This window comes from Flavobacterium sp. MEB061 (assembly GCF_000834715.1).
GTDB classification, from domain to species: domain Bacteria; phylum Bacteroidota; class Bacteroidia; order Flavobacteriales; family Flavobacteriaceae; genus Flavobacterium; species Flavobacterium pectinovorum.
In genome coordinates this window covers 522,821-549,709 of record NZ_JXQR01000074.1, presented here as the reverse complement: position 1 = coordinate 549,709, position 26,889 = coordinate 522,821, and the positions used below count along the sequence as shown (strand labels likewise).

The following is a 26,889-nucleotide window of genomic DNA, read 5'->3' as shown; positions in this document are numbered from 1 at the left end:
ATTAATTTGATTTAAAATTTTTATTGATGAATTAAAAAAGGAACTTTTACCGACAGAATAATATTTCGGCTGGCTTCAGGAAGTTCGATTAACCGGTAAAAACTCGTGTGATTGAGGTATTTGGTATTAAACAGGTTTTGAACCTGCAGGCTGATTATAAAATCCTGTTTTCCGGTTTTTAATTTCGTTCCCAAAGCAAGGTTGAAAACATTACTGCTCGCGGTTTTCTTTTCGGGAGGAACAATCTGGTTTTGCGCAGCGGTATAACGATAATCAAGCGAAAAATAAGTATCTCTCAAATTCTTGATTTCCGGACTGTACGTCATCCCAAACAAAACCGAAGCAGGAGGAGAGAAGGGAAGCGTATAACCTTTTTTGTTTCCAGATAATTGTTCAGAATAAAGATATTCGGCCAGAATTTCGACACTTAAACCAGTCATAAACTGATAACGCGTTTGCAATTCGCCACCGTATCGCATCACTTTACTTTGCTCATATTCAAACACCTGATTTCCTGCTCCGTAATAAATATCATGTTGCGAAGTGGGATTCAGATATATATAATTGGGGAAATAATTAAAAAACGGACTCAGTTGAAAAGACCATTTATTTTCCTGCCATTCCATACCAAAATCTAATTGATACGAACGTTCTGCAGATAAATCAGGGTTTCCTTTTTCAAATCTGAAATAATGATAATTGACACCGTTTGAAGCCAGTTCTTTTGCAATCGGCATTCTAAAACTCGTTCCCAGATTTGCTTTTAACGCCAGTTTCCCCGGATTATAATTCACTCCCGCTGACCAATTAAAACTTTGAAATGTTCTGTTCAAATCATCTGAACGTTTTAAATATTGAGACGTTGTCTGACCATTTTCCGTAATTTCACTTAGAAACCAATCGTTGTATTGCTCCATTTCGATTTTACCATAATCGAGCCGAACAGCGCCATGAAGCAGCCATAAATCACTGATCCGGATTTTATCATAAGCAAATAATCCCGCCGTAATTTGCTGGAAAGCAGGAATTAAAAAACTCCAGCCATTAATAGTATTCTGCTGTTTTTCGCCATTGATTCCAACAGTAAACTGATGTTTATTTATCGAAAATTCATCTTTAATTGCGATAGAAAAAACTTCTTTATCGTACTGTCTTTCCAGATTATGAGGTGCATACATATCATCAGGATATAGGGGCGGCATAAAACCATGATTGACATAATGGCTCCATTCGCGACGGAAATTCTTCTGAAATCCCAATTGTGTTTCCAGCTGATGATTTCCTATTTGAAAAGAAGTTGTATTACTGATTTTAGTATGTGTTACTTCCTGGAAAGGCATCAAAATATCACGGCTCGATTTGTCGTGAAGTTCAGCATCAACATTTCGAGGTTCCAATCCGTGTGCATTGGCAAAAAAGCCGCTTTTACTGTAAACATTACTCGCATATAAAACCGATTTAAATTTTTCGGAAACATATCCTGTACTTGCGTGCAAATCGAGTTCACGTCCTGCAGTATTTCGCAGGCGATTTTTATATAATGGAACAGCATAATTGTAAACATGAACCGTATCTGTAGGAACACGATAATCGCCGTAATCCATAACCGTCATTCGGGTATCGAAAAACCATTTTTCATTGCGCCCAAACAGATTAATCGATCCGCCAAATTGTTCGTTGTTACTTTTCCCGGTAAAATCAATACTTCCTCCCAATGTGTTTTTTGCAGGCGCGGGAACGGGTTTTATATTGATCGCTCCGCCAATAGCATCAGATCCGTACATAAAAGAGGAGGGACCTTTGATAATTTCGACGCGATTTACCGCATATTGATCGATTTCTAGTCCATGATCTGCGCCCCATTGCTGGCCTTCGTGTTTAATGCCGTTTTCGACCACAATAACCTGATTAAAACTGAGGCCGCGGATTAATGGTTTTGAACCTCCGGAACCAATGGAAATCGTTTTAACACCGGGAATTCTTTGCAGCGATTGCATAAGGCTTCCGCCGAGGTTTCTCTGGATAAAACTGCTGTTTACGGTTTCGATATTTAACGATTCTTCTTTTTTTCGGCGAAAGCCAAAATGATCTGTAACGACCACTTCTTCTAATTCTTTTATGTCTGGTTTTAATAAAATATCCGGTAATAAAACGGCACTTTCTTTCGGTGAAAGCTTTATTTCATAAGGCAGATAACCCGCGTAGTTTATCGTTAAGCTTTTCGAATTTTTTGGAATATTTGTAAAATAAAAATGACCCTTTTTGTCTGTAATTGTGGTTAAATTACCGGGCTGAATAATAACGGTAAGACCTTCCAGCGAACCCCTTTCACTGGAAAGTACTTTACCTGATATACGAACTGATTGTGCTGCCGTTTTTGAAACTATAGCAAAACAAAAAAGCAGACAAAAAATTCGGAATCGATTTAATTTGGTTTTATACATCAAAATCAGCTTATAAAATTTTAATGCTTAAACCTTTAATGGTCTGCCAGCCTTCTTTATCCGTCAGGCGGATTAAAAAATGATAATCTCCGGGATCAATATCCTGTGGAATGCTGATTTCCTGAACGGCTTCGTAACTTTTTTGCCCTGTGGGAATAGTGACAGAATTGATGTATAACAAAGGATTTACAGGTTTTTTGATAGGATCTGAAACACAATCATTGACTTCTGTACTATGCGTATGATGATCAAAATTGTGGTGAATATCAAGACTGTAAGAACCTAATTCGGCATTATCTGTAAATTTTGTTCTGAAGGTGATTTTTTGTCCGCGTGTAATTTCACTGCATTGCACAGGAAAAGTATTTGAAGCAGAAATATCAATAACCGGATATTCTGTGTCAATTTGCTCATTATCGCTTGAACAGGCGGTAACAAAAAAAGACATTACAAGAAGCGAAAAGGCAATTTGTAGTATTTTCATGTTTTTTGATTTGGTCTGGATTGTATTCATAAATATTAAATTGGGTTACGAAAGAAAACGATACAACAATACAGCACAGCTATTTCAGAATAGCAATGATGGCATTACGTAATTTTATAAACTAATGGTGTGATTATGCTCTAATAAGCACCTTGGGAAATAAGCTTTCACTTTTGAAACCAAATAAGAATTCAATATCAATTTAGAATTGAAATCTATTTTACCTGGTTTAAAAACGTAACATACGGCATGTGCCTAAATGGTTTTTAGGTTTTTATTTTGAATTGAATTTGAAGCCGAATTATGAATATCAAAATTGATTTAATGATGCCATAAAATGTTATTTATGGCTACAGAAATCCTGAAAGAAATGAAACTTTCAAAAATAAAAAACATAAAAAACAATTAGGTTTTCGACAGCATTCAATTCTAAATAAAAAATGCGTGTACATTTCATCGTGAAATGATGGCTTATTTATTTAAATTCCGGGTGGTGCACGAAGCGCAAACAGGGACCCTTTAAAAAAGGAAGAGTAGGCTTTGAAATAAAAGCCAACATAGGTAGTAATGCTAAAGCTTTTATAAAAATCAAAATGTACAAATGAGAATGTACTAACCGGGCTAAATTTAAAATGACAGATCGAACATTCTTCAGTCGAATGATCGTGTATTTTAAATTCGCTTTTATCTGAAAGATGTTGTATTGAACTTTTATGTGCAGAATTATGATTCTGTATATGTTCATAAGAATGTATTGCCGGAAATAGTATTGCAAATACTACCAGCAGCGGCATAAAAAGAGTAATAAATTTAAATTTCTTTTTCATTCTGAACAATCGTCAGTACAAATATAAAATTCTTATTTTTAAATGCAACTGTGTTTCATTAAAAAAAATATTATTTATTAAAATGAAGATATTTTTTAAGCTGCTTAAACAATCAAAATAGTTGTATTTTTGAGTTGTAAATTAAAAATTTAATTAAAATGAAATTGTTAGATGCCCTAAAGTGGAGATATGCCACGAAAAAAATGAATGGAAAAGTTATTCCTCAGGAAAAACTTGATTATATATTAGAAGCCGCAAGATTATCACCTTCATCATCCGGCCTGCAGCCTTATCAAATATTTGTTATCTCAAATAAGGAATTATTAGAAAAGATAAAAGCAATTAGTTTTGACCAAAGTCAAATTACAGATGCATCTCATTTATTAGTTTTTGCAGCCTGGGATGGTTATTCTCTGGAAAGAATAGAAGCTGTATTCAATAAAACGGTTCTGGAACGCGGTTTACCATTAGATGCAATGGATGCTTACAAAGAAAGGCTATGGTCAATGTATGAACCTTTAGGTCAGGAATGGCATGCAAATCATGCGGCGAAACAAGCGTACATTTCATTTGGTATCGCAATCGCTGCGGCAGCTGAGCAAAATGTAGATGCTACACCAATTGAAGGATTTTTGCCGCTTGAGTTGGATAAAATATTAGAATTAAATAAACAGGGTCTTAAAAGTGTTGTATTACTTCCTTTAGGATATAGAGATGAAACCGCTGACTGGCTGGTAAACCTAAAAAAAGTGAGAACTTCAATAGATAAATTCGTTACTTTTATTTCTTAATTATAAGATGTAGAAGTACTACAATTATATTTACTGATATGCTACAAAAGAATAAATAATAGGAAAAAATTCTTTTCTATTCGTATATTTAAAATTGTAAAATAACAATAGGATCTATGAAAAAAATAGGATTTTTATCGTTTGGGCATTGGGCCAATCATCCATCCTATCAAACTCGTACAGCGGCTGATACACTCCTTCAGTCAATTGATTTGGCTGTTGCTGCAGAGGAAATTGGTGTAGACGGTGCTTATTTCCGTGTTCATCATTTTGCAACACAGCTTGCATCGCCTTTTCCATTACTTTCGGCCATCGGTGCTAAAACGAGTAAAATTGAAATTGGAACGGGCGTTATTGATATGCGATATGAGAATCCGCTATATATGGTGGAAGATGCCAGTGCTGCAGACTTAATTTCAGGAGGACGTTTGCAATTAGGAATTAGCAGAGGATCGCCGGAGCAGGTCATTGACGGCTGGCGTTCTTTTGGTTATGAACCTAAGGAAGGTGAAACTGATGCTGATATGGGTCGCAGAAAGGCTTTAGAATTTTTGGATGGACTTAAAGGTGAGGGATTTGCTGAGCCAAACCCGTATCCGATGTTTCCAAATCCGCCGGGTTTATTACGTTTAGAGCCACATTCAGAAGGATTACGAGATCGTATCTGGTGGGGAGCAGCCTCTAATGCTACGGCAATATGGGCCGCCGAAAACGGGATGCATCTGCAAAGTTCTACCCTGAAGTACGACGAAAACGGTAAACCCTTCCATATCCAGCAGGCAGAACAAATCAGGCTGTATAAAGAAGCCTGGAAAAAAGCAGGACATGAGCACCAGCCAAGAGTTTCGGTAAGCCGTTCTATTTTTGCACTGGTCAACGATCAGGATAAGTATTACTTTGGAAATCAGGCTAAGGGTTCAGACAGTTTTGGTAATATTGAAAGAGATAAACGGGCAATCTTCGGAAAAAGTTATGCAGCTGAGCCTGATAAGCTCATTGCAGAGCTTGCTCAGGATGAGGCTATTCAGGAAGCGGATACAATACTACTAACTATCCCAAATACGTTGGGCGTTGATTACAACGTACATATATTGTCTTCTATACTAAAATATATCGCCCCAGAATTGGGTTGGCGTTAAAACGATTTAAGATTCATCATATATGTCTCTTAGTACAAGTCCCATTCGCCGCGGCGAATGGGACTTTTTGCGTTGTTCCAAATTAAAACAACTTAATTTCCTACTTATTTATATAACGGTTTTTGTTAAAAAGAGTGATTTTTGAAAAATAAATGCGTGTAAAGTTCATGTTATTAAATATTTATAATATATTTAACTTATGAAACATGGGAATTGTGTAAAATTTATTGATAAATTTGCAACATCAAAATATAAGTAAAAATAATATTTGTGATAAGGCAATCCCAAATCTGCTGTTAACTAAAATTTACTGTAGCGTATGAAAATATTTTTTATGGCACTGTTTTTTTCTTTGACTTCTTTTACAACCTATAATGTAACAGATAAAAAAGAAATGTTATCTGAAGTTGAATTCGCACGACTTACAAATCATGTAAGCGAGATCAAATCTTTTACTTCTGCAAACCGCACTTACAGCAAAAAAATTGCTTTTCTTGTAGATATGAAAATCAAATCAGGAAAGAATCGTTTTTTTGTTTACGATCTCGAGAATGATCAAATAATTGACCAGGGGCTTGTAGCACATGGTTCAGGATCAGAGACAGGAATAAAAGGCGATATTCTGCAATTTAGCAATACACCAAATTCTAACTGCTCTTCATTAGGGCGATATTCTATTGAGAAATCATATACAGGTGTTTTTGGCAAAGCTTTCAGGCTTAATGGTCTTGATGAAACTAATAGCAACGCATTGAAAAGAGCTATCGTATTGCATCGTTATAAAGAAGTTCCTGATGAAGAAAAAGAATATTATATTATAAACAGCCATGGCTGCCCAATGGTAAGCGAAGTGTTTTTTAAAAGACTTGAAAAAGTTATTGAGAGTTCAAATTCAAAAATAATGCTTTATATGTATTATTAATCAAACATAAAATAGTGTTACAATACTAAGAAACAGTATAAAATAAAAAAAGAGCTTATGAGCTCTTTTTTTATTTTATATATGGATCAATAATACTTCTTTCTAAACCAGAAAGCAACATTAACAAGAGCAATAAGCGCCGGCACTTCTACCAAAGGGCCTATAACTCCTGCAAATGCCTGACCGCTGTTTATGCCAAAGACACCAATAGCCACGGCAATTGCAAGTTCGAAATTGTTTCCTGTAGCGGTAAAAGCTATTGCTGTTGCTTTTGAATAATCGGCACCAAAATATTTTCCAACGAAAAAGCTGATGATAAACATAATGGTAAAGTATATCACCAATGGAACGGCGATACGAACAACATCCATAGGAATTTGAACAATCAGTTCCCCTTTAAGACTGAACATCACAATGATGGTAAAAAGCAGAGATATTAGGGTGATTGGGGAAATAAACGGTACATATTTAGTTTCAAACCATTCGGCTCCTTTTATTGCAATAAGAGCATAACGGCTTACAACTCCCAATGCAAACGGAATCCCCAAATATATCCCGACACTCTCGGCAATCTGACCAATACTGATATTTACTTCAAAACCGTTATATCCAAAATAGGGAGGTAGTACCGTTATAAAAATATAAGCATATATGCTATAAAGCAGTACCTGAAAAATACTGTTCAGGGCAATAAGACCAGCAGCATATTCTCTGTTTCCATCTGCAAGGTCATTCCAAACCACAACCATGGCAATACAGCGCGCCAAACCAATTAAGATCACACCGATCATATATTCCGGATAACCGTTTAAAAAAAGTAAAGCCAAAGCAAACATTAAAATTGGTCCAATAATCCAATTTAAAAATAGAGAAGCTCCTAGGATTTTAGTATTCCTAAAAACCTGTCCCATCTTTTCGTATTTCACTTTTGCCAATGGTGGATACATCATAAGAATAAGCCCAATAGCCAAAGGAATATTGGTTGTTCCGCTTGAAAAAGAATTGATGAAATTTCCGCTCGAGGGAATAAAATAGCCAATTGCTACACCAAGAGCCATAGCCAGAAATATCCAAAGGGTTAAAAATTGGTCCAGGAAACCTAATTTCCTGCGTGCAGCAGGCGCACAGTTATTTGCTGACATTTTTATTGTTTAATTTGTGAGAATACATAAAACATTTCAGTTCCAATTTGAAGACTGCGCTCCAGATATACCTCTTTTTGCTTTGGTGTGCCATCTGATACTTTTGGATCTTCAAAGGTGATTGGAATACGTTTTTCGGCACCTGCAATAAAAGGACAGCCTCCATCAGCCTGTGAGCAGGTCATTATGGCAACAAATTCACTCTCAGGATTAAAATCATCGTCATAGGTTTTAGAAAAGCCAATAACCGGGAGTTCATTCGATGCAAACTTTATCGAATAAACAGGATTTAGACCTTCTGAAATAGCTTTAACTTTAAAACCGGAATGCTGCAGCGTTTCGGCTACCATCGGAAACAGGGCAGTAGCTTCTGTACCTCCCGAATAAGAGGAAACATTTTGTATGTTATAATTTGCAGCTGCGGTCTGCGCCCAAACCTGAGACAAATGGCTTCTTCTTGAATTGTGCGTACAGATTAAATTTAGTCTTATCGGCTGTTTATTGTCGACCTTGTTTTGAATATAATCAACTAAAGGCTGCAGGATAGTTTTGCGTTCTTCTGAGATCTGATTAAAATCAAATGAATTAGTGGTATTTTTAATTTCGGTAAATAACATAGTTTGTTTGGTATTTATAATAGATTTTTAATGGTTATTTAAAAATTAGCAACAACCTGATCCGGGTGCGCATGAATTTGAAGAATCAGGATTTAACTGAGTTAATTTTATCTTAGATTTTTCTGCTGGTATCCCGCATTGTTCCTGAGCAAGACAGGCAGTTTGTTTATTAAGTAATATAAAATTTTTACCATTAAAATCTAAATCATATTTACCAATTGTGGTGTCCTGATATTCAACTTCAATTTCATAATCTTCAATACCCAGAACCTTTTCTGAGAGTTCAATGATATGAATCAGTTTTTGTGGTTTAAGTCTATGCTCGTAATCATTAGCATCCCAAAGCTGAAAGTTTACAACAGTTTCTTTTCTTACTGTCCCTCCGCAGTCAATGAAGTTTTTAGTAATCAAGCCAACTTCTGTTACATGGAAATATTCCGGAACAAAATTTCCATTAGGCAATTCAAAATTTACTGCCTCAACTGTTTTTAGTACTTCTTTAATTTCTGAAAGTTTCATAATGTGTTTTTTTAAGTTTTTGATGTGTTTACAACAGAATTATTAAATTCTTTTTACCGCATTTTTTTATAATTAAATACTTAATTGATAAGCAGGCTTCTTCTTTCCAGCAGAACTGTATCTCTCCAGATTCCATTTTGTTTTCCAATTTTTTCTCGAATACCTAATGTTCTGAATCCGGCTTTTTCATGGATACGCAAACTAGCTGTGTTTTCTGGAAATATTCCCGCCTGCAGTGTCCATATGCCTTCAGTTTCACTCAAATGAATCAGTTCTTCTAAAAGTGCCAGACCGATTCCTTTACCCGAATGCTCTGGATCAACATATACACTTACTTCGGCTACACCTGCATAAACGCATCTTGAAGAAACTGGTGTAAGAGCTGCCCAGCCTATAATCAGGTTATTACTTTCGGCAATAATTCTGCAAGTAGCAAGATGTGATTCGTTCCAGTTTTCCCATGAAGGAGCGCTGGTTTGAAAAGTGGCATTGCCGGTGTTAATTCCTTTTTCATAGATTAATCTAACCTGCGGCCAATCTGTATCCAATAATTTTCTGATTTCCATAGTAATTAATTTAACAGCACTCGTTTCTCTTTTTTTCTAAATGAGCACTGATGTGTTCGAAAAATCCTTTTATTTTTTCTAATCCCGGTTCATTAATACAGTAACAAATAGAGTTGCCGTCAATGTTACCTTTTATTAAGCCTGCACTTTTAAGTTCCTTAAGATGTTGCGATACTGTTGGCTGAGATAGCGGCAGTTCATTAACTATGTCTCCGCAGATACAGGCATCTACTTTTAGTAAATATTCCATAATCGCAATTCTGGCAGGATGACCCAAAGCCTTAGCTAAAACCGCAAGTTCGTTTTGATTGTCTGTAAAATGATCTGTTTTTGTAGCTCCCATTGTTTTATATCTATATTGCAATATTACGATATTGTTTTGAAATAGGAACATGTTTTTACAAAAAATATTTTAATTACTTGTTTATTACTGTTTGGTTGAAATGAAGTTAACTATAAAGCCTGTAGATAGTTAAAAACCAGAAAACAGGAATTAATGCAAAAACTGGACTATTAACAAGTTAGCAATCCTAACTACTTTTGTACTTGTAATTAGAATGTTTAACATAATTAATTTTAGCAATGTCAAAATTTCATCTCAATACTCAGGAATTGCTTCAGGGAGAATTCAAAGCAAATAAGGTTAATATAGCGTTTGTATTTCAAGTAAATTGTCCGGGTTGTTTTATATATGGTTTTCCCATGATGAATGATCTTTACAAATCATTTAAGGATAATGTTGGCTTTATTGGAGTAGCAACTGCTTTTGAAGACTTTGAATATAATAACGAAGCCAACTTAAAGCTATTATTAGAAAACGGTACATTAGTTGGAGAAACCAAAAAGTATTACAATACAAATTTCGGGCTTTCTAACTATTTAGATATTCCAAACTTTCCAATAGCTTTTGATACTATTACATCTTCTGAACAATTACTTAATTCAGATAAGATTGAATTAATTTGCAATATCATTCCCGATTTTGAAAATTTTTCTGAGAACGAAAAAGAAACTTTATTGACAAGAATAAAGTCATATTACGCACAGATACCTGTAATAGCAGAAACATTTACACTCAATCAGTTACAGGGAACTCCGTCATTTATTATTTTCGATGACAATTATAATATCTTAGGAGTGTATTTCGGGCATCAAAATGAGGATATATTAAAAACTAAATTAGACTATTTGTTGTCCTAATTTTTTGAAGAGCTTTTAGATATGAAATGCTTATCGTAGCTAAGTGATATAGCTCAGCAACGACTCTTCGTGCCACTTTCAAAAATTGCTAATTATTTAAATATCGTAAAAAAATATTTACGATTCACGAAATTTAGTAATCAAACAAAATGAATTCTTCGTAAAGTATTGATAATGTGTTGTTTTTTATTCAGGCGTAAAGATTGCTATAGTTTTAAATGTTAAGCAATTAAGTTAAGATTTACTGTTTTAAAAATTAAAAGACAGTAAGCTGTACTTTATTCATCACTAAAAATTTAATATTATGACAAAATCAAAATCCATAATTCTTATACATGGAAACTTTGTGAATGATTTAAGCTGGGCAAATTGGAAAAGCTACTATGAGAAAAAGGGGTATACAGTTTATACGCCAGCTAATCCTGGACATCAGGGCAATCCTGCAGATTTAAGAAATCACGTTCATCCGGATCTTACTAAAACAGGATTTACAGATGTGGTTGGCAACATAGCCAAACTGATCGACAGTTTGCCTGAAAAGCCATTAATTATTGGGCATTCTATGGCGGGAATGGCCGTAATGAAACTGTTGGAATTAGGAAAGGCAGCCGCCGCTGTAAGTATTGACGGAGCGCCGCCCAAAAATGTATTTCCTCCGTTTCAAACTTTGAAGACTGTATTGCCTGCATTTGGCTTTTTCTCCGGCAAAAATTACTATATGGGAAGCCGTGAATGGTACAATAAAAGTTTTTTTAATACCCTGCAGTCAGAAAGCGAAAAAGCGAATGCTTTTGCCACTTACGCAGTGCCGGAGAGCTTTAAAGTAAGCCGTGAACTGGTACTGAACTCTTTTTCTAACATTGATTTTAAAAAACCGCACGAACCAATTTTATTTATTGGAGGGGGAAGCGACAATATTTTTCCTGCGTCCCTTACAACAACTTTGGCAAAAAAATATAAAGATAAAAACAGCCGTGTCGATCTGAATATTTTTCAGGGGAAAAGCCATTTTATCTGTGGAGAAAAAGGATGGGAAATTGTTGCAGATTTTATTTTAGACTGGTACGAACGTTTATAATTTTTTGGTGAAATTTCATTAAATCAAAATTTGATTTTGGAAATATAACAACTTCTGAAGGAAGTCCTTCAATCACTATATATAAGTCCGCGGATTAGAAGATTAAAACACTTTCGCAGGTTTTCTCAGCAAAAACCTGAAATCGTATGGTATAAAAACAAATCGAATCTGTTTAATCTTCAAAATCCCGGGACAAATATTTCTCTCCTGATACCACATTTACCCCCTGAAAATTCATTATAGAACCGAAGTCTGTTTTAAAAGAATCACGGCTGTCGGTTTTTTTTAAAGACTTTAAAAAACAATGTATGCATCAGATTACGACAAAAACGGTTATGTTTATTTCGGGGGCTTTTGTGAGTCATTATTATTGGGAGCAGTGGCTTTGGTATTTTAAAAGCAAAGGATACAAAGTTGTGGCGCCACCGTGGATCCACAAAAACGATACTCCGGAAAATTTGAGAGACGCAAATTCCTCTAATAAAATTGGCTCAATATGTTTGTCTGAACTTTTATGCTATTATACCGAAATTATAGAACAGCTTCAGGAAAAACCAATTTTAATTGGTCACTCTTACGGCGGTCTTTTAGTTCAGCTGCTTGTTCAGCAGGATCTTGCAGCTGCCGGCGTTTGTATCTGCTCTTTTCCGCCAGCAGGTTTATCTTTTAAAAAACTTGTATTCTATAAAAATATACTCAAATTTGTACACATTTTTTTTTCAGATAAAAGCATTGTTTTGCTAACGTTTAAAAAGTGGCAGAATATTTTATATAATTCTGCATCGGAAGAAGAACAGATCATCGAATTTGAAGATTTTATAATCCCTGAATCACAAAGGGCTTTACGCGATCTGCTGTTTAGAAATACAAGAGTAAACTTCAAAAAAAAACATGTTCCCCTTTTTTTTATAGCAGGATCGAAGGACAAATTTGTTACTTCTAAAGTGCTATATTGGAATTACAAAAAATACAAAAACTTTCATTCTATCACCTGTTACAAAAAACTAGAGGGCAAAGATCATTTTTTGATATTGGAACCTCAATGGGAAGAAACAGCTGAAAGTATTGTTAAATGGCTTGATAAAATCAGTTAAATTTTATTGATCTCCAGTTTTTTAATTTAGCGTTGAGGGATTAATATCTAAAATTTCAGCTGCACCTCCGGAACCCGATACTTTTCCATTGTATTTTTTAGAATATACAAAATATAATCCCTTTCATTTTCTACAATAGTTTTTATGACAAGTGTTTTATTCTTACAATAAAGCAATATCAATCTATGGGAATTTTGTAAGATCCTGCTGTAATTAAATACTTTGTACGCTCTTCTCATTTGTATCTTTAATTGTGTTTAAAAACTATTTTATAATCAAAAGAAAATGAGTTATGGCAGAAATTAAAATTGAGAAAAAAAGGCCGATATGGCCGTGGATTGTTGCATTGCTAATAATAGCAGCACTTATATACTATGTTTTTGTAAATGATCATGAAACTCATAGTGAAAACAGTGTAGAAATCGAAAACAGTACAAGTGCACAGTAGAACAGATAACCGGAAAACAGTGAACAATTTTGTTTTTTCGCTATTGTGAAAATTAAAATAAATAGTTTTCTGGAGTTAACAGACAAATAAAAACAGTATATAATACTATTTAAAAAAAATTATGGAAAATAAAGACAAAAACTTATACAGACTGGACGAACTATCTGATTATAAGGTTGCTTCCAATTATTCTGATGTAAGAGGGTGGAAGATAGTAGACGCAGAAAACCATACAATTGGTAAAATTGATAATCTATGGGTGAATAAAGACATGCAGCGCGTGGTTTATCTTGATGTAAAATTAGATAAAAAATTAATAGATGACCACCGTAATGAAGTGCGTGATGTTATTGCAAACGACAACGGAAAAGAGTTTATCTATAAAGAAGGAGACAGCCATATTATTATACCAATTGGATCTGTAAACATAAATACAGATACTAAAATTGTTATGGCAAATAGTATTGGATATGATACTTTTAGAAACACAAGCAGATACAACACACAGCATAATTTTGACAGGGAATATGAAAGAAGAATAATGAAGTCCTATTATCCTGAAAATGATCCTAACTATGATAGTAATGATGACGCTTTTTACAACCGCAGGGAATTTGAAAATCGCTAATAAGGCATCTTAGATAAGATTAGAAAGATCAAACGTTTATAATGTTTGATCTTTTTTTTTGTGAAAAATACCGCAACTGCTTACTATTGCATAATTTTGTAATGCAGGAAGCAACTAGCTTCTTACTATTATACTATGAGCAATACATTTTCTGAAAGCAACCAAATTGAAACAGTATCTACTTTCTCTGATCTTGTACATACCGATTTTAAGGGAGAAATGAATGCGCTGTGCTGGTACAGAAATTTGGATGGCGATTTTAACGAGATTGTAGCCCAGTTATCTTTAAAAGAAAATATAGCAGAAAATATAACAGAAGTTCATCCTGAAGATCTAATCACACTCCAACTCTCAGAAAAGGGTAATATAGCAAGAGAAATAATCTTGAATGATTTAAAATTATTAACTGATTTTGGAGCTTCGCCGGCTCTTAATTTACTGAAGTGTTACGAACGTGATGATGAATTTGATTTCATATCGACCGATGTATATTCGTTTCATGTCGATCGTTCGCCCATTGCAACAGATACGTTTTTATGCACCTATCACGGAGCGGCAAGTGATATTGTTTCGAATTCGAAGGCTGAACAAAAAATCCTGATTCCGGAAATCCGGGCAAAGCTAAAAGAACTGCACGACGGACCAACAGAAGAATTCGAAGACTTTTTAAAGGAAAATTATTTTGATTTGCATTATCAGCTACATGCAGATGCAAAACCTATTAATTTAGGATTAGGACATCTTTGGCGCCTGGCCGTAGATCATCCAAAACAACAAGTACTGCCTTGTATTCATAGGGCGCCAATAGAAAGGGAATGGGAGTATAGGTTGTTGTTGATTTGTTGAGGGGATTGAATTTATTTATAGAATAAACTGATAAATGTCTATTATATGTATTGGGAGGTTTAGGGTATTTTTATTTTAATTAGGGATTATATTCAAACGCAGTTTTGAATCTATTTTGACCTTCTTCATTAATAATTGTTCCGACTATAATCTTTGTATTAGGTGTTGACAATGCTTTACAAACATAAGTTACATATTCTAGATTTATTTCAATTGGAATAAGTGTTGAAAGCTCTAATGCTATTTTTGTAAATGCTAATATTGGTAAACTATGAGGTTTATTATGAGCACTTGTTGTTACATGGATTCCAGTTTCTCCAATTTCATATAGTAATCTGACAGATTCTTTTAAAGCAGGAAAATTTAGACCTATAGAAGTTCCGCTTGTAAGTAAACCTAACTCAATCATGAGTAAGATTTCAGAATATGGGATATTTAGTTGTTCTTCAAAATAATTTATATCTATAAAAGGAATAAAATGTCCTGCATTATATTTTACATTTAATTGAGCAAATTTTGTAAAAATTTCAGCTTCTTGTTTGTTCAAATCTTTTAATAAATTAAGAGTTCTTAATGAAAAGGAACCTGGCTGTTTTACTTCTCCAGAAAGTATTCTACCCCATAATTTTTGCATTTCATCATTTGATATATCTTCTGCAATTTTAAAAAATCTTGTTATCCAATCTTGATCGATATTTTCAGAGTTTACATTTGGTTCTTGAATAATTTGTTCAACGGCAACTTCAATAATATTCTCTATGTTATTTTGTTTTCTTTGCTCTTGAAATAGAATTTTTTGTTCTATGGCACTTAAAGTATCAAATTCAATTAATTTGTTTTCTGTATTCGCAATAGTTTTAGCTTTTTCTAAAACTTGAATTTTATATGCTTCTGCATCTGCTTCTTTTTTTATTGCTCTAGGTCTGTACAAAGTTCCTATTCCTTGGCTTATGACTTCAATCAATTTTTCAATTGGTTTTCCCTCGAATGTAATTAGTCCCATTTATTTACATTATTTAGTTTTTGATCGAAATAAAAGTAATATTTTTTTTTCTGATTAATAATCATTTTCAATAAAGTATTGACACGTTTGCGGGAAGTTAAAAAAGAAATTGAATATATTTTTAATTTTTAAAATATATTCAATAGTTTATTGATAGTTAATATTACCTGATCACTCGGATATGCGTAGCGATAGCGCGGAAATTCTTTCTATGACAGTTCCTATATTAATAAAAAGTATATAGTTAAAAACTGGATTTTCTTTTTTAAATCTGTTAAGATATACTTTATGGGCACGGATTACAAATCCGCGCGATCGGGTTTCTGAAAAAAAGGGTTTATATGTTTAAAAATCACGTATATATACTTGTGTTTTTTTAGTATTAAAGAAGTTTCTTTGCTTTTGTTAAAGATATGCTTAGTAATTTTTAAAATCCTTTCATATGAAAAATTTCATTCTTTTTTTATTATCAATATCAATTATAAGCTGTACGTCAATTAATGATAATAAAGCTTCCAAATTAAATGACAAAATAAATGAATCTCTTTTTGCTTTGAAAGGCTATCAGCCAATTGATCCAATTTCAATAAATGATAGTAAAATTAAAACAGATACAATCATTAATTATTTTCCAAATGAAGCAGCAAGAGTAGCTGTGGGAACAGTTAATAAAAACGGTACAATAACATTTGGACCAGCTACGATCGCTGTTTCAGGACAAAGTTATACGGTAATAATTGACTATATAAAATACCATACAACATCAATACCAGCACGTTATTCATATCAACAACAATATGGTTCTGAAAAAACAGATATTGAAGAAACTTTAGAAACCCAGTTTGGGATTATAAAAAGTCAAAAAAGTTTTAAGATTACATATTCTCAGGATAGTACAAGATCAGCGAACGTTAATGAACAAGAAATTAAAATTCCTGTCTATGTTGGAGTCGGATTACGAATTCAAGCCAATATAACAGTGTTAAAAGATTCAGTAGGTATAAATTTAGGTAGTCTTTATAATTTAGGAGTCGCCGCATCGCAGAATAAAATAAATGGAACTTTAATAATTCAAACTTTAGGTATTTCAGGAAAGCAGATTTCTTCTGCTATTCCTATTCCAGACAAAATAAATGAAAGTACAATTCAAAATGCAATCATTTCCTTAGCAACTATAAAATCGAAATTATATGATAATGATACTCGAATAAAAGCACATGTGGTTGGATTTGGATTACCATTTAATATGAATAGCGCAAAAGATTTGATTGAGGCAACACTTCACTCCAATCCTCCGACAGTTACTCAGAAAACAAGAAATAGTTTGGTATTTGAAGAATATTTCTTGAAAGAAAGAAAGTAAATATTATAAGATTTCACAATCTTGACCAGATGAACAAAAATAATTATGAATTTATGGAAAACCGTAATTCCTATCTGTTTTTTGTTTGTAGTATTGTTAAATATTATGCTAAAAATTATCTAGTGCACATTTTCTATTAGAAGTAGACTTACATTATAAATAGCAGAAAACCAAAAATATAAGAAATTAAACAAAATAAAATAGATTTATGAAAGTATGTGCAATTGAAATAAAATCCAATAAAATAATCTTTGTTGTTTTGGAAAAAGATTCAGATAATCAAATTACGGAAAGTACAGGTAAAGTAAAATCTATTGTACTTGATGATGACCATAATCACTCTCAAGTGATTGATTTTATAGAAACTATTCATTCTCATTTTAATTCCTTAGAAATTGATAAAATTGTAATTTTATCAAGAAGTTCAAAAGGTCAATTTTCATCCTCTGGAATTTCTTTTAAGTTAGAAGGATTTATTCAAGCATATAAAAATAAGCCTGTCGAATTTATTTCTCCAAAAACCTTAATTGCTTTTTATAAGAAAAACACTTTGGACATAACTCCGCAATTTAGTTATCAATCCGAAGCTTCAAAATTAGCGTACTATGTTTTAAATTCTTAAATAATGGATGACGAAAATGTAGATGAAATAATTAAAGATTTTATATCATTACAAAATGACATTGTAATTGATAGATATTCTGACAGTGGTGCAAATGGAGAACTATATTTTGGTAAAAGAGAGTTATTATCTGATAGAGTTGCACTAAAGTTTTATTATTATAACAAGGATATTTCAACTCATAATGAACCATTAATTCTTAAAAGTATTGAGCATCCAAATATTCTAAAAATTTATGACGCAAAAATAATTCATCAGCAATATGCTTATTTTTTAACACCTGAAATTAGTGGTGGTGATTTGAAAAATTTTAAAGATAATAATATTGTAAGTCTCTATGATGCTATAAATATCACACAAGGAATATTGAATGGTTTGAGTGAATTGCACAGAAACCCAAATAATTTACTTCATAGAGATTTAAAACCAAAAAACATCTTAATAGATCAACAAACTAAAACACCTTATATTGCTGATTTTGGTTCAGTAAAATTTATTTCAAATACAGAAAATACGGTTGTTGCGTCAAAATCTACGCAAATATATAGACCAAATGAATCTGTTCTTCAAAATGTTTACAATAGACAATCTGACATCTATCAAGTTGGTATAATTCTTTTTCAGCTTTTAGGTGGGAGATTTCCAGAAGCGCCATTTGATTGGTTAGATGAAAGACAAAAATCCAAATTTTTAAAAATTACAGGATCTGAATTTGAAAAATGGCAATTTATAGATTCAGCAATTGATAACTTAATAGTAAAAAACAAATTACTTGATTTTGATTCTTTACCAATTTACATAAATAATAAAATTAAATCGGTAATTAAAACCGCTACTAGCAAAGATTTAAATAAAAGATATTCTACGTGTTCAGAATTCATTAAAGGATTATTTGATTTGAAGAAACAAAATAAAGATTGGTGGATTGAGAATAATGATATTTATGCAAGTAAAGAAAATAAAAAATATTACAGAATAAGCGAAGATAAAAAAGGATATTGCTTGCAAGTAAGTAAGAACCAAATAAATTGGACAAAAGACAATAAACATATTGGAACATTGGAATCAATTATCAGTCGAATACATAAAGATTAAGCAACTACAATCAATGATCTTACAGAGATGGAAACAAAAAAAATGGAAATAGAAGCAGAATATTACATAACTTCATTACTAAATAAATATGATTTTTTAGTTAGTAAACCAATGTATGATAAAGAAGGTTGTGACTTGCAAATTATTGATAGTCAAATGTCTCCTAGTAAATTACTAAGAATTCAGTCAAAAGGCCGAAATTTTGAAAATTCTACCAATATTAATATTCCAACAAAGTACGTAGATGAAACTTTTGTGCTTTTTTATACTTAAGAGATGAGTTAAAAAATGAATTAGTATATATATATTTTAACGAAGACATCAAAAAATTCAAAATTATTGATGATAAATATATTCTCTATTGCTCTAAAAATACATTTAAACAAGAAAATATTAATTTCTTATTTAATTCGAGAGTAAAAAAGCTTGAAGAATATTTATTTAAAGCAAAAATTAAGTATCAAACTACATTAATCATAGATAAGCAAAGCCTTCAGCAATCTATTGATAATACTCGAGGATTTTATATTAGTTTTTATCCCGAAAAAAGTATTATTGAACCAAGATTGATCAACGTCATTAAAGAAATTATAAAATGCTACGATAAATCTGAACGTAATAACAAAACAATAAATGTATTTCTTTTTAATTCGTTAAAACAAAATAAAGAAATTACATTTTTCAAACCTGATGAACTTGTAATACATAATAGTAAAATAAGAATTTTTGAATTAAATATCGACGGTGATGTAACACAAGAAATTGAAGATTATCTGCGAAGAGTAATTGATTCTGAAAATATTATATTGACAATAAATGACGTTTCGTTTATACCACTTTTGGAAAGATTAAAAGATGAAGGCAAGGAAATAGTTTTAGTTTGCGAAAGAAATGATGATGGAATTAGAGAGCAAGGATTTTATTGGGGTAAGATTGATTATCCAATTGCTAGAGCATTAAACTTATCGTTAGATGAAATATAACCAGAAACAATAGCTACTACAACGGAATTTTGACAATTGGCCAAATTGAATGTTGGTTTTGTTTTTGGAATGATTTATTAAATCTGATGAATTTGCTAAGTAATTCCAAATTTACTTTAGCTTCAAAACAAAAAAAAGAGACTTAAAAAGCCTCTTTCTATAATTTATATATCTCCTATAAATAATTATTTATTGATTAATTTTTCAAACCTCACCATCATTTCATCTTTCTCTTTCAACATACGCTCATACAAAGCAATTTTCTCTTCATGTAGTGAAATCAATTTTTCAATCGGATGGATATTAATTGTTCCGTAATTAAATGAATTACTGAAAGCGTGTTCTCCAAAAGTATTAGAAATAATATTCACCGCCTGTTCCTCATCAAAATTCTGAAAAGCTTCAACAGGAATTTTTAATGCATGCGAGATTTGATCCAAAATATCATCTTCAATTACATCTTTTTGCTCAAGCATAGAAATTTTCTTTTGGTTCCAGTCATTTCCCAGATCAAAAGCCAATGCTTCTTGTTTGATGCCAAGCATTTCTCTGAAGCGTTTTACGTTTCTTCCCTGATGTATTTTCTGTTCCATAATGAATATCAATTTTTCTAGAGGCTCAAAGATAAAGCCATTTGGCTTAAAAATCCTGAATTTCAAAGATAAAAAAATATCTCAGAAAACATCACTTTTGTCAGATATTATATCCGCCTTTTCGAATAGATTATCCTTTGCAAAGAATGGACTTTCGCTGGAAAATTTTATACTTCTGTACTATGAAAAAGAATAAAGTATCCTTAGAAACTAACTTTTGGGAAGGGTTTGTGGCAGGAAATCCCTTTAAGGCAATTGATGCCTTTTTTGCCTTTGCGCGTCTTGATTATTATAAACAAAATTTAACCGAAATGGTAATTTACAGCTATAAAACAAAAGTTTACAAAGAGGACAATCCCTCTGATGTTTTTGTGTTTTATACGGCTATCTTTTCTTTTCTCAAAGTTTGTTACTGCCTGCAAGAGAAAAGCAAAAAATGGAAAGTAAAAAAGTCTTTGTGCTCTGAAACAGTTTTTTCTCTTACTTCTTTAACAAAGGAAGAATACGACAATCCTTTTATTGTATTTCAAAAAGCATTTGAAGAAAAAACGCTTAAAGAATTTGAATTCTTTTTATGTCTAATCGTAGAGCTTTCATTGTCTCCCTATGCCGAAGATCCAGAAACTGACCTAACGACGCCCTATATTCATTTAATCAAAATGCTCGATGCCGTGGAACTAATCAGAGAAAGGGGAGTTGAGAAAATCAAGAAAAAGAATCAGATTTCTGTAACGGAATAAAATATTCCTATCCCAATTTTGAAATACACGGTTCTATAAGCGGATTAGGGGTAAACTCCCTTTTGGCTATTAGGTTTTTTTCTCAGTCATTTTGGTTTTCAATTCTTTTGTTACCTGTTTTACAAATTTGTCTTTGTCTTTTTTGGCTTCTTTGATTGTCGCTTTTAACTCGGCTGGCATTTCGTAATATTTGTCAGACCAAATGTAAATTTCCATAATTATGGGCAATAAATCAATTCCTTTTGGTGTGAGTTTGTACAAATTTTTTGCTTTACTGTCGGGGTGTGCTGATTTTTCAATTACACCATTTTCTTCAAGTCCTTTGAGTCTTGATGCTAAAATATTGGTTGCAATGCCTTCTTCCGATTTTAAAAAATCGTTATAGGTACATTTATTTCCGAACATTAAATCCCTGATAATGAGCAATGACCACTTGTCGCCAAATACGTCAAGTGAGCAACTCAATGGGCAGTCTGATCTTTTTTTTTCTGTTTTCATAAAATATTTTAAAAAACAACTTGCATTTTGAAAGTTGTTTATATATTTGCACTTGCAATTTGCAAGCAAATTTACAAATTAAATTTTAAATCAAGTAATCATGAATAAAACGATTTTAGTAACAGGGGCTTCATCAGGGTTTGGCCTGTTAATAGCAAACAAGCTTCACAAAAGCGGATATAATGTAATTGGTACCAGCCGCAACCCCGAAAAGTACGCATCAGAGTTGCCTTTTAAAATGATAGCCTTAGACCTTGATTCAGAACAATCCATAAATACTTTTTCAGAAAGAATTTTCAAGGAAATAGAACAGTTAGATATTCTTATCAATAATGCTGGCTTTTTAGTTTCCGGTATTGCAGAAGAAACTCCTATTGAGCTGGGAAGACAGCAATTGGAAACTAACTTTTGGGGAACCATCAAGGTAACGAATGCCGTATTGCCTTATTTTAGAAAACAAAAATTCGGCAAAATAATAACGGTGGGTTCAATTGTAGGGCTTGTTTCGTTTCCCAATGCGGCATATTATGCAGCTTCCAAACATGCATTGGAAGGATATTTCAAAGCATTACGTTATGAATTGAATGAGTTTAACATTAGTGTTGCTATGATTGAACCTGCTGCTTTTAAAACAAGTATTTTAGATAACTCATCGTCAACTTTAAATAAAATTGAAGATTACAATATACTGAGAGGTAAGATTGAAAAATTCACAAACACTTTGGTAGAACAAGCCGAAGATCCTGCAATGGTTGCAGAAAAAGTGCTTAAAGTTGTACAGACGGCTAAACCTAAATTTAGAAATATTGTGGGTAAAGGCACTTCTGTTCTGATAAACCTTCAACATTTTGCTTATGGAATTTTGGAAAAAAATGTTCTTAAACAATTAAATAAATCCTAAAATAAAATTCATATTTGTAAATGATAGATTACGGCAAAAAAACGGGGCAAAAGAAGATTTTTATCTTTTGTCCCAGTGACCTCGACTGGATTGCAATTTATTACTAATGGTAAGCATTATGTAATATATAATCGTATTAATCACGAAATCCCTTAATAATTCTATCTAGTTTTTCTTTGCTTTCGTAATCTCCATTGATACTATCCATCCTTCTTTGCGATTTAAACCATTCGAGGTTGTTAGTTTTAGTGGTATGGTTCCATATCATTTCATAATCATTCATGTATTTATATCTAATATAAATCACTCCGTTTTTTACAATATATTCTTGATGTTCTCTTTCCAAAACCCACTTTATGTTTTTATAAAAATTTGGCGGAATTTCGTTTGGTTTTGCGATTTTGAATAATTGATTATTAAATGTTTCTGAAAAAATTATTGGTCTATGTAAAACCTCATTTACAAGTAGAGGGCGAAGTTCTACATACCTGTTTTGCCAATAATAATAAACTGAGAATAAAATAATTAGAATTGCTAAACCTATGTATATTTTTCCTTGTTCATTCCAAAAAGGATCTCCAAATAATTTTTTGTATTCTGAAGAATTTAAATCAGTTTTTGTTTTAAAAATGTCTTCATTCATATTTTGATAGATAATTAGTTAGTTATCTCTCAAATTTGAGATATGTAAATAATTATCAAAGCCAGAATAAGGTTTAAAAACATCGCTAAAAGTTTAAATAAATATTTATGTTTAAATTTTGGTCCGCGCAGATTATTAACTAATCGAATTAGACTTTTTTTGATATTAATTGCAATATTCTTTTTTAAGAAACCGATTGTTTTTTTATCAATATTTTGCTTTTTTGACTTATTTCCATATAGGATAAATTGCAAATATTATCTTTTTAACTTGTTTTAATAGCTTTTTACTTATATTTAAGATCTTTTTTAATAGAATTTACTCTTTTTTTCAATATTTATATTTTTGGTATAAAATCAGTCAGTTCGCTATTAAATTATTATTTTTTATTTCAAATTTATTTCAAGATTGAATTATTTGTATTTTTATTGGTTAATAAATATTTTTAATGTTTTTATTTTGACTATTTTTTGCTTATTGTTTAAATAAATTACAAAGCAACCGATTGTTTTATTAATTGTTTTTTTATATTTGTTAGTAATAGGATTACATTATATTCATTCACATTGAGTCAATCTTTTTTTTAATCAAAATAATAACTGAATAAATAATACCACTATGAACTAATCAATTAGAATACAAAAACCATTAACTATTTAAACCAAATAAAAAAAACTATTAATATGAATTTAAAACTCAAAATTGCACTAATCGGACTGCTGATCGTGGGCAGTCATAGTATAATGGCACAATCAAAGACCATTAATGGCGTGATTACTGACCCTTCGGGATTTCCTTTACCGGGTGCCAGTATTAATGTAGAAGGAACGCAGAATAGCGCATCAACAGATTTTGATGGTAAATACTCTTTAAAAGGAGTTAATCCAACCGATAAAATAACTTATTCCTATGTTGGCTTAATCTCACAGACAATCACAGTGGGTGAAAGAAGTTCAATTAATGTTACTCTTGTTCAATCGACACAAAATTTAAATGAAGTAGTTATAGCTTATGGTACTCAAAAAAGAACCAAGATTACAGGAGCAATTTCGACTGTAAGTTCAAAAGATATTGCTGCGGTACCTATTACTAACGCTGAATCTGCATTACAAGGACGTGCTGCAGGGGTTACAGTTGTAAATGGTGCACCTGGTTCCAATCCCACCGTTAGTATTCGTGGTCTTGCTACTATGGGAAACAGTGCTCCTTTATATGTAATTGACGGGGTTTTAACGGGTAACCTTTCTGGATTAAGCCCGAATGACATTGAGAGTATATCTGTTTTAAAGGATGCTTCTACCACAGCTTTATATGGTTCTAAAGCCTTTAACGGTGTTATTGTGGTTACTACTAAAAAAGGAAAAAAAGGTCCGGGACAGCTAACTTTTAGTACTTACGTTGGCGGACAGGAAGTGACAAAGAGGTATAATGTTTTAAATACCCAGCAATATCTTCAATACGCTAAAGATTTAGGAAGTGATTTAACAGCAAGAGCGGCCGAATTTGGAAATATAAATACAAACTGGCAGGACCAGATTTTTCAAACGGGAATTATGCAGGATTACAATTTGAGTTTTTCAAATGGTACTGAGAATTCTACAAGCCGTTATTCTGCTGAATATTTAAAACAGGAAGGAGCTATTATTAATACAGGTTTCGAACGTTATTCTTTTAGAGCAAATAATACGCAGGATATTGGTAAGCTAAGAATAGGAAGTAACATTGGCGTTTCTTTTAGTACTATTAATCCTGAGCGTTCTGCAGGGGGAAGAACATTATTAGAGCATGCAATTAAAATGGCGCCTTATTTTCCAATTTACAATGAAAATAGTTTAGGCGGCTATCAAGGACCTAGCGCCATAGATGGTAATGATGCAGAAAATCCTGTTCGTGTGGCTAATTTAGGATATCAGAAAATAAATAACTTATCCATTATTGGAAATATTTTTGCTGAATTAGAAATTTACAAAGGATTGAAATTCAGATCACAAGTTTCGTTAGATTATTATACAGGTAAAGATCACACTTTCGTTCCGAGCTTTCAGGATGGTTCTTATCACAAACAGGCATTTTCTACAACAAACGAAACAAATTCTCAAGGCCAGACTATCGTTTTTGATAATAGTTTAACTTATAAAACAACTATTGCAAACAAACACAATCTTGAAGTGTTGGGAGTTATTACTAAAATTGATGGAAAATCACAAAGTGTAGCAGCCGGAAGCCGCTATTATATTTCAGACGAAATTGATCAGCTGCGATATAATGAGGGAAGTTTAGGATCTGCCAATTACGAGGAAAAAAACATCGGTTATATTGCCCGTATTAATTATGACTATGATGAAAAATATATCCTGGCTGTTTCAGGACGTAGAGATGCATCTTCACGTTTTGGGGCCAATAATCGCTGGGGTAATTTCTATTCTGTTGCCGTAGGATGGAATATAGCTAAAGAAAGTTTTATGCAAAATTCTGTTTTTAGTACATTAAAACTTAGAGCCAGTACAGGAACAACAGGAAACGACAGGATAGAGAATTATCAATATAGTGCTACTTTATTGGCAAATTATAATTATCCAATTGGAGGCGGGAATGCACCAGGTGTTTCTTTGGGAGTTGCGGCAAATCCAAACTTAAAATGGGAGTCAAAACTAGATAGGAATATCGGTTTAGATTTTGGTTTTTTTGATGAAAAAATAACGGGTTCATTTGAATATTTCAATAATAAGAGTAGTGATATTCTTTTTGCAGTGCCTCTTGCGGCTTCTGTTGGATCTGCGGGCGGCGGAACTCAAATTCAAAATATTGCAGACGTAAAAGTAAGCGGTTATGAATTGTCAATTGGTTTTAATGACAGAAAAGGTGATTTTACATGGTCGGCTTTGGCTAATTTGGGAACAAGCAAAAATGAGGTAGTGAGCCTGGCGCCAGGAGTTACAAGCGTATTAGGAGGTCCTTCTGCAAGAGCAGGTTTAGAAAATTTCTCCAGATTAGAAGTCGGACAGCCATTATTTTATTTTTACGGATATCAAACCAATGGAATTTATCAAAATCAAGCAGAAGTTGATGCTGTTTTTGGACCTGGGCAGACTACGATTAAACCGGGTGATATTAAAATAATTGACAGAGACGGTAATAAAATCATAAATGCAGATGATAAAACAAATATCGGAAATCCATACCCAGATTTCACTTATGGTTTAAACCTGAGCGCAGCCTATAAAAACTTTGATTTCAATTGTTTTATAACCGGGGTTGCAGGTAACGATATTTATAATGCAAACACTTTTGATCTAAAAGGAATGAACCGCTTGTTTAACTCCAGCACAGATGTTTTGGACAGGGCAAATGTTGTAAATGGCGTTGTTACAAATCCTTCGGCTACATTACCAAGAGCACAAGGAGCAGATATCAACTGGTCTTCAGCAAACCAGCGTTATATAGAAGATGGTTCTTACACCAGATTAAAAAACATCGCTATTGGATATACATTATCAGGAGATTCTTTTAAAAGCTATTTTTCAAAAGCAAGATTTTATGTAAGCGGACAAAACCTTATAACAATTACAGATTACTCAGGTTTAGATCCTGAAATTGCCCGTGCTGATGCAAATGCAAATTCAGCAGGTATTGATTTAGGAAGATACCCACAGCCGAAATCGGTGATTTTTGGAATTGATGTTACATTTTAATATTTAGAGAC

General features: G+C 32.6%; 28 protein-coding genes. 17 read left to right on the top strand and 11 right to left on the bottom strand.

What is annotated here, in order from left to right; all coding sequences use genetic code 11:
• Window positions 1-20 precede the first annotated feature (20 nt).
• Both RT99_RS23560 and RT99_RS23555 read right to left on the bottom strand, forming a co-directional pair.
• On the bottom strand, window positions 21-2,444 hold the full coding sequence (locus RT99_RS23560) for a TonB-dependent receptor (protein WP_082037008.1): 2,424 nt from the start codon (window positions 2,442-2,444) through the stop codon (window positions 21-23).
• Between the two features lie 10 nt (window positions 2,445-2,454).
• A complete protein-coding gene (locus RT99_RS23555) occupies window positions 2,455-2,928 on the bottom strand; it encodes a DUF4625 domain-containing protein (protein ID WP_042567242.1) in 474 nt (157 codons plus the stop codon).
• A 985-nt stretch (window positions 2,929-3,913) separates the two neighbouring features.
• On the opposite strand from RT99_RS23555, the gene RT99_RS23545 reads away from it, so the two are divergent.
• The 3 genes from RT99_RS23545 to RT99_RS23535 all read left to right on the top strand — a co-directional run bounded on the left by RT99_RS23545 (window position 3,914) and on the right by RT99_RS23535 (window position 6,607).
• Window positions 3,914-4,546 (top strand): NAD(P)H-dependent oxidoreductase, encoded by a 633-nt coding sequence (locus RT99_RS23545; protein WP_042567152.1) that lies wholly within the window; start codon window positions 3,914-3,916, stop codon window positions 4,544-4,546.
• A 116-nt stretch (window positions 4,547-4,662) separates the two neighbouring features.
• Window positions 4,663-5,685: an LLM class flavin-dependent oxidoreductase gene (locus tag RT99_RS23540; protein ID WP_042567151.1), complete on the top strand. Its 1,023-nt coding sequence runs from the start codon at window positions 4,663-4,665 to the stop codon at window positions 5,683-5,685.
• A gap of 319 nt (window positions 5,686-6,004) precedes the next feature.
• The gene (locus tag RT99_RS23535) at window positions 6,005-6,607 is read left to right on the top strand and encodes a murein L,D-transpeptidase catalytic domain-containing protein (protein ID WP_042567150.1); all 603 of its coding nucleotides are present in this window, start codon (window positions 6,005-6,007) and stop codon (window positions 6,605-6,607) included.
• A gap of 86 nt (window positions 6,608-6,693) precedes the next feature.
• Here the strand turns inward: RT99_RS23535 and arsB are convergent, their stop codons facing one another.
• From arsB to RT99_RS23510, 5 genes are all read right to left on the bottom strand, one after another.
• Window positions 6,694-7,749 carry an ACR3 family arsenite efflux transporter gene (arsB, locus tag RT99_RS23530; RefSeq protein ID WP_042567149.1) on the bottom strand — a complete coding sequence of 352 codons (1,056 nt, stop codon included), beginning with the start codon at window positions 7,747-7,749 and terminating at the stop codon, window positions 6,694-6,696.
• A gap of 2 nt (window positions 7,750-7,751) precedes the next feature.
• Window positions 7,752-8,366: a low molecular weight phosphatase family protein gene (locus RT99_RS23525; protein ID WP_042567148.1), complete on the bottom strand. Its 615-nt coding sequence runs from the start codon at window positions 8,364-8,366 to the stop codon at window positions 7,752-7,754.
• A gap of 45 nt (window positions 8,367-8,411) precedes the next feature.
• On the bottom strand, window positions 8,412-8,885 hold the full coding sequence (locus tag RT99_RS23520) for a DUF6428 family protein (RefSeq protein WP_042567147.1): 474 nt from the start codon (window positions 8,883-8,885) through the stop codon (window positions 8,412-8,414).
• 80 nt (window positions 8,886-8,965) lie between these two features.
• Entirely contained in the window at window positions 8,966-9,451 is a 486-nt protein-coding gene (locus RT99_RS23515) for a GNAT family N-acetyltransferase (RefSeq protein WP_042567146.1), read from the bottom strand.
• Between the two features lie 10 nt (window positions 9,452-9,461).
• The gene (locus RT99_RS23510; RefSeq protein WP_042567145.1) at window positions 9,462-9,794 is read right to left on the bottom strand and encodes a helix-turn-helix transcriptional regulator; all 333 of its coding nucleotides are present in this window, start codon (window positions 9,792-9,794) and stop codon (window positions 9,462-9,464) included.
• A gap of 239 nt (window positions 9,795-10,033) precedes the next feature.
• On the opposite strand from RT99_RS23510, the gene RT99_RS23505 reads away from it, so the two are divergent.
• From RT99_RS23505 to RT99_RS23485, 6 genes are all read left to right on the top strand, one after another.
• Entirely contained in the window at window positions 10,034-10,651 is a 618-nt protein-coding gene (locus RT99_RS23505; RefSeq protein WP_042567144.1) for a hypothetical protein, read from the top strand.
• A 304-nt stretch (window positions 10,652-10,955) separates the two neighbouring features.
• Entirely contained in the window at window positions 10,956-11,729 is a 774-nt protein-coding gene (locus tag RT99_RS23500; protein WP_042567143.1) for a carboxylesterase, read from the top strand.
• A gap of 308 nt (window positions 11,730-12,037) precedes the next feature.
• Window positions 12,038-12,823: a carboxylesterase gene (locus tag RT99_RS23495; protein ID WP_042567142.1), complete on the top strand. Its 786-nt coding sequence runs from the start codon at window positions 12,038-12,040 to the stop codon at window positions 12,821-12,823.
• Between the two features lie 292 nt (window positions 12,824-13,115).
• Window positions 13,116-13,271: a hypothetical protein gene (locus tag RT99_RS25505; protein WP_165587228.1), complete on the top strand. Its 156-nt coding sequence runs from the start codon at window positions 13,116-13,118 to the stop codon at window positions 13,269-13,271.
• Between the two features lie 121 nt (window positions 13,272-13,392).
• On the top strand, window positions 13,393-13,899 hold the full coding sequence (locus tag RT99_RS23490) for a PRC-barrel domain-containing protein (protein ID WP_042567141.1): 507 nt from the start codon (window positions 13,393-13,395) through the stop codon (window positions 13,897-13,899).
• 135 nt (window positions 13,900-14,034) lie between these two features.
• On the top strand, window positions 14,035-14,745 hold the full coding sequence (locus tag RT99_RS23485; RefSeq protein WP_042567140.1) for a DUF1826 domain-containing protein: 711 nt from the start codon (window positions 14,035-14,037) through the stop codon (window positions 14,743-14,745).
• A 79-nt stretch (window positions 14,746-14,824) separates the two neighbouring features.
• On the opposite strand, the gene RT99_RS23480 is transcribed toward RT99_RS23485, so the two are convergent.
• Window positions 14,825-15,748, bottom strand: coding sequence for a DUF2806 domain-containing protein (locus RT99_RS23480; protein ID WP_042567139.1), 924 nt, complete (start codon window positions 15,746-15,748; stop codon window positions 14,825-14,827).
• Window positions 15,749-16,190: 442 nt separating this feature from the next.
• On the opposite strand from RT99_RS23480, the gene RT99_RS23475 reads away from it, so the two are divergent.
• The 5 genes from RT99_RS23475 (at window position 16,191) to RT99_RS23455 (ending at window position 19,811) form a co-directional block, all read left to right on the top strand.
• Window positions 16,191-17,111 carry a hypothetical protein gene (locus tag RT99_RS23475; protein WP_052483784.1) on the top strand — a complete coding sequence of 307 codons (921 nt, stop codon included), beginning with the start codon at window positions 16,191-16,193 and terminating at the stop codon, window positions 17,109-17,111.
• 208 nt (window positions 17,112-17,319) lie between these two features.
• Complete coding sequence (locus RT99_RS24885) at window positions 17,320-17,733, top strand: DUF3010 family protein (protein ID WP_052483783.1); 414 nt, start codon at window positions 17,320-17,322, stop codon at window positions 17,731-17,733.
• Between the two features lie 3 nt (window positions 17,734-17,736).
• On the top strand, window positions 17,737-18,828 hold the full coding sequence (locus tag RT99_RS23465) for a protein kinase (RefSeq protein WP_042567138.1): 1,092 nt from the start codon (window positions 17,737-17,739) through the stop codon (window positions 18,826-18,828).
• A gap of 42 nt (window positions 18,829-18,870) precedes the next feature.
• Window positions 18,871-19,101, top strand: coding sequence for a hypothetical protein (locus RT99_RS23460; protein WP_131494946.1), 231 nt, complete (start codon window positions 18,871-18,873; stop codon window positions 19,099-19,101).
• Window positions 19,102-19,394: 293 nt separating this feature from the next.
• Window positions 19,395-19,811, top strand: a complete 417-nt coding sequence (locus tag RT99_RS23455) for a hypothetical protein (protein ID WP_042567136.1) — start codon at window positions 19,395-19,397, stop codon at window positions 19,809-19,811.
• 185 nt (window positions 19,812-19,996) lie between these two features.
• On the opposite strand, the gene RT99_RS23450 is transcribed toward RT99_RS23455, so the two are convergent.
• Window positions 19,997-20,404, bottom strand: a complete 408-nt coding sequence (locus tag RT99_RS23450) for a helix-turn-helix transcriptional regulator (protein ID WP_042567135.1) — start codon at window positions 20,402-20,404, stop codon at window positions 19,997-19,999.
• Window positions 20,405-20,586: 182 nt separating this feature from the next.
• Here RT99_RS23450 and RT99_RS23440 point away from each other — a divergent pair, with 182 nt between their 5' ends.
• The gene (locus RT99_RS23440) at window positions 20,587-21,144 is read left to right on the top strand and encodes a hypothetical protein (protein WP_042567133.1); all 558 of its coding nucleotides are present in this window, start codon (window positions 20,587-20,589) and stop codon (window positions 21,142-21,144) included.
• A 69-nt stretch (window positions 21,145-21,213) separates the two neighbouring features.
• Here RT99_RS23440 and RT99_RS23435 read toward each other — a convergent pair whose 3' ends face one another.
• Complete coding sequence (locus RT99_RS23435) at window positions 21,214-21,642, bottom strand: helix-turn-helix domain-containing protein (RefSeq protein WP_042567132.1); 429 nt, start codon at window positions 21,640-21,642, stop codon at window positions 21,214-21,216.
• Window positions 21,643-21,742: 100 nt separating this feature from the next.
• Here RT99_RS23435 and RT99_RS23430 point away from each other — a divergent pair, with 100 nt between their 5' ends.
• Complete coding sequence (locus tag RT99_RS23430; protein WP_042567131.1) at window positions 21,743-22,543, top strand: SDR family oxidoreductase; 801 nt, start codon at window positions 21,743-21,745, stop codon at window positions 22,541-22,543.
• Window positions 22,544-22,679: 136 nt separating this feature from the next.
• On the opposite strand, the gene RT99_RS23425 is transcribed toward RT99_RS23430, so the two are convergent.
• A complete protein-coding gene (locus RT99_RS23425; protein WP_042567130.1) occupies window positions 22,680-23,186 on the bottom strand; it encodes a hypothetical protein in 507 nt (168 codons plus the stop codon).
• 683 nt (window positions 23,187-23,869) lie between these two features.
• Here RT99_RS23425 and RT99_RS23415 point away from each other — a divergent pair.
• Window positions 23,870-26,878, top strand: a complete 3,009-nt coding sequence (locus RT99_RS23415; protein ID WP_042567128.1) for a TonB-dependent receptor — start codon at window positions 23,870-23,872, stop codon at window positions 26,876-26,878.
• Window positions 26,879-26,889 lie beyond the last annotated feature (11 nt).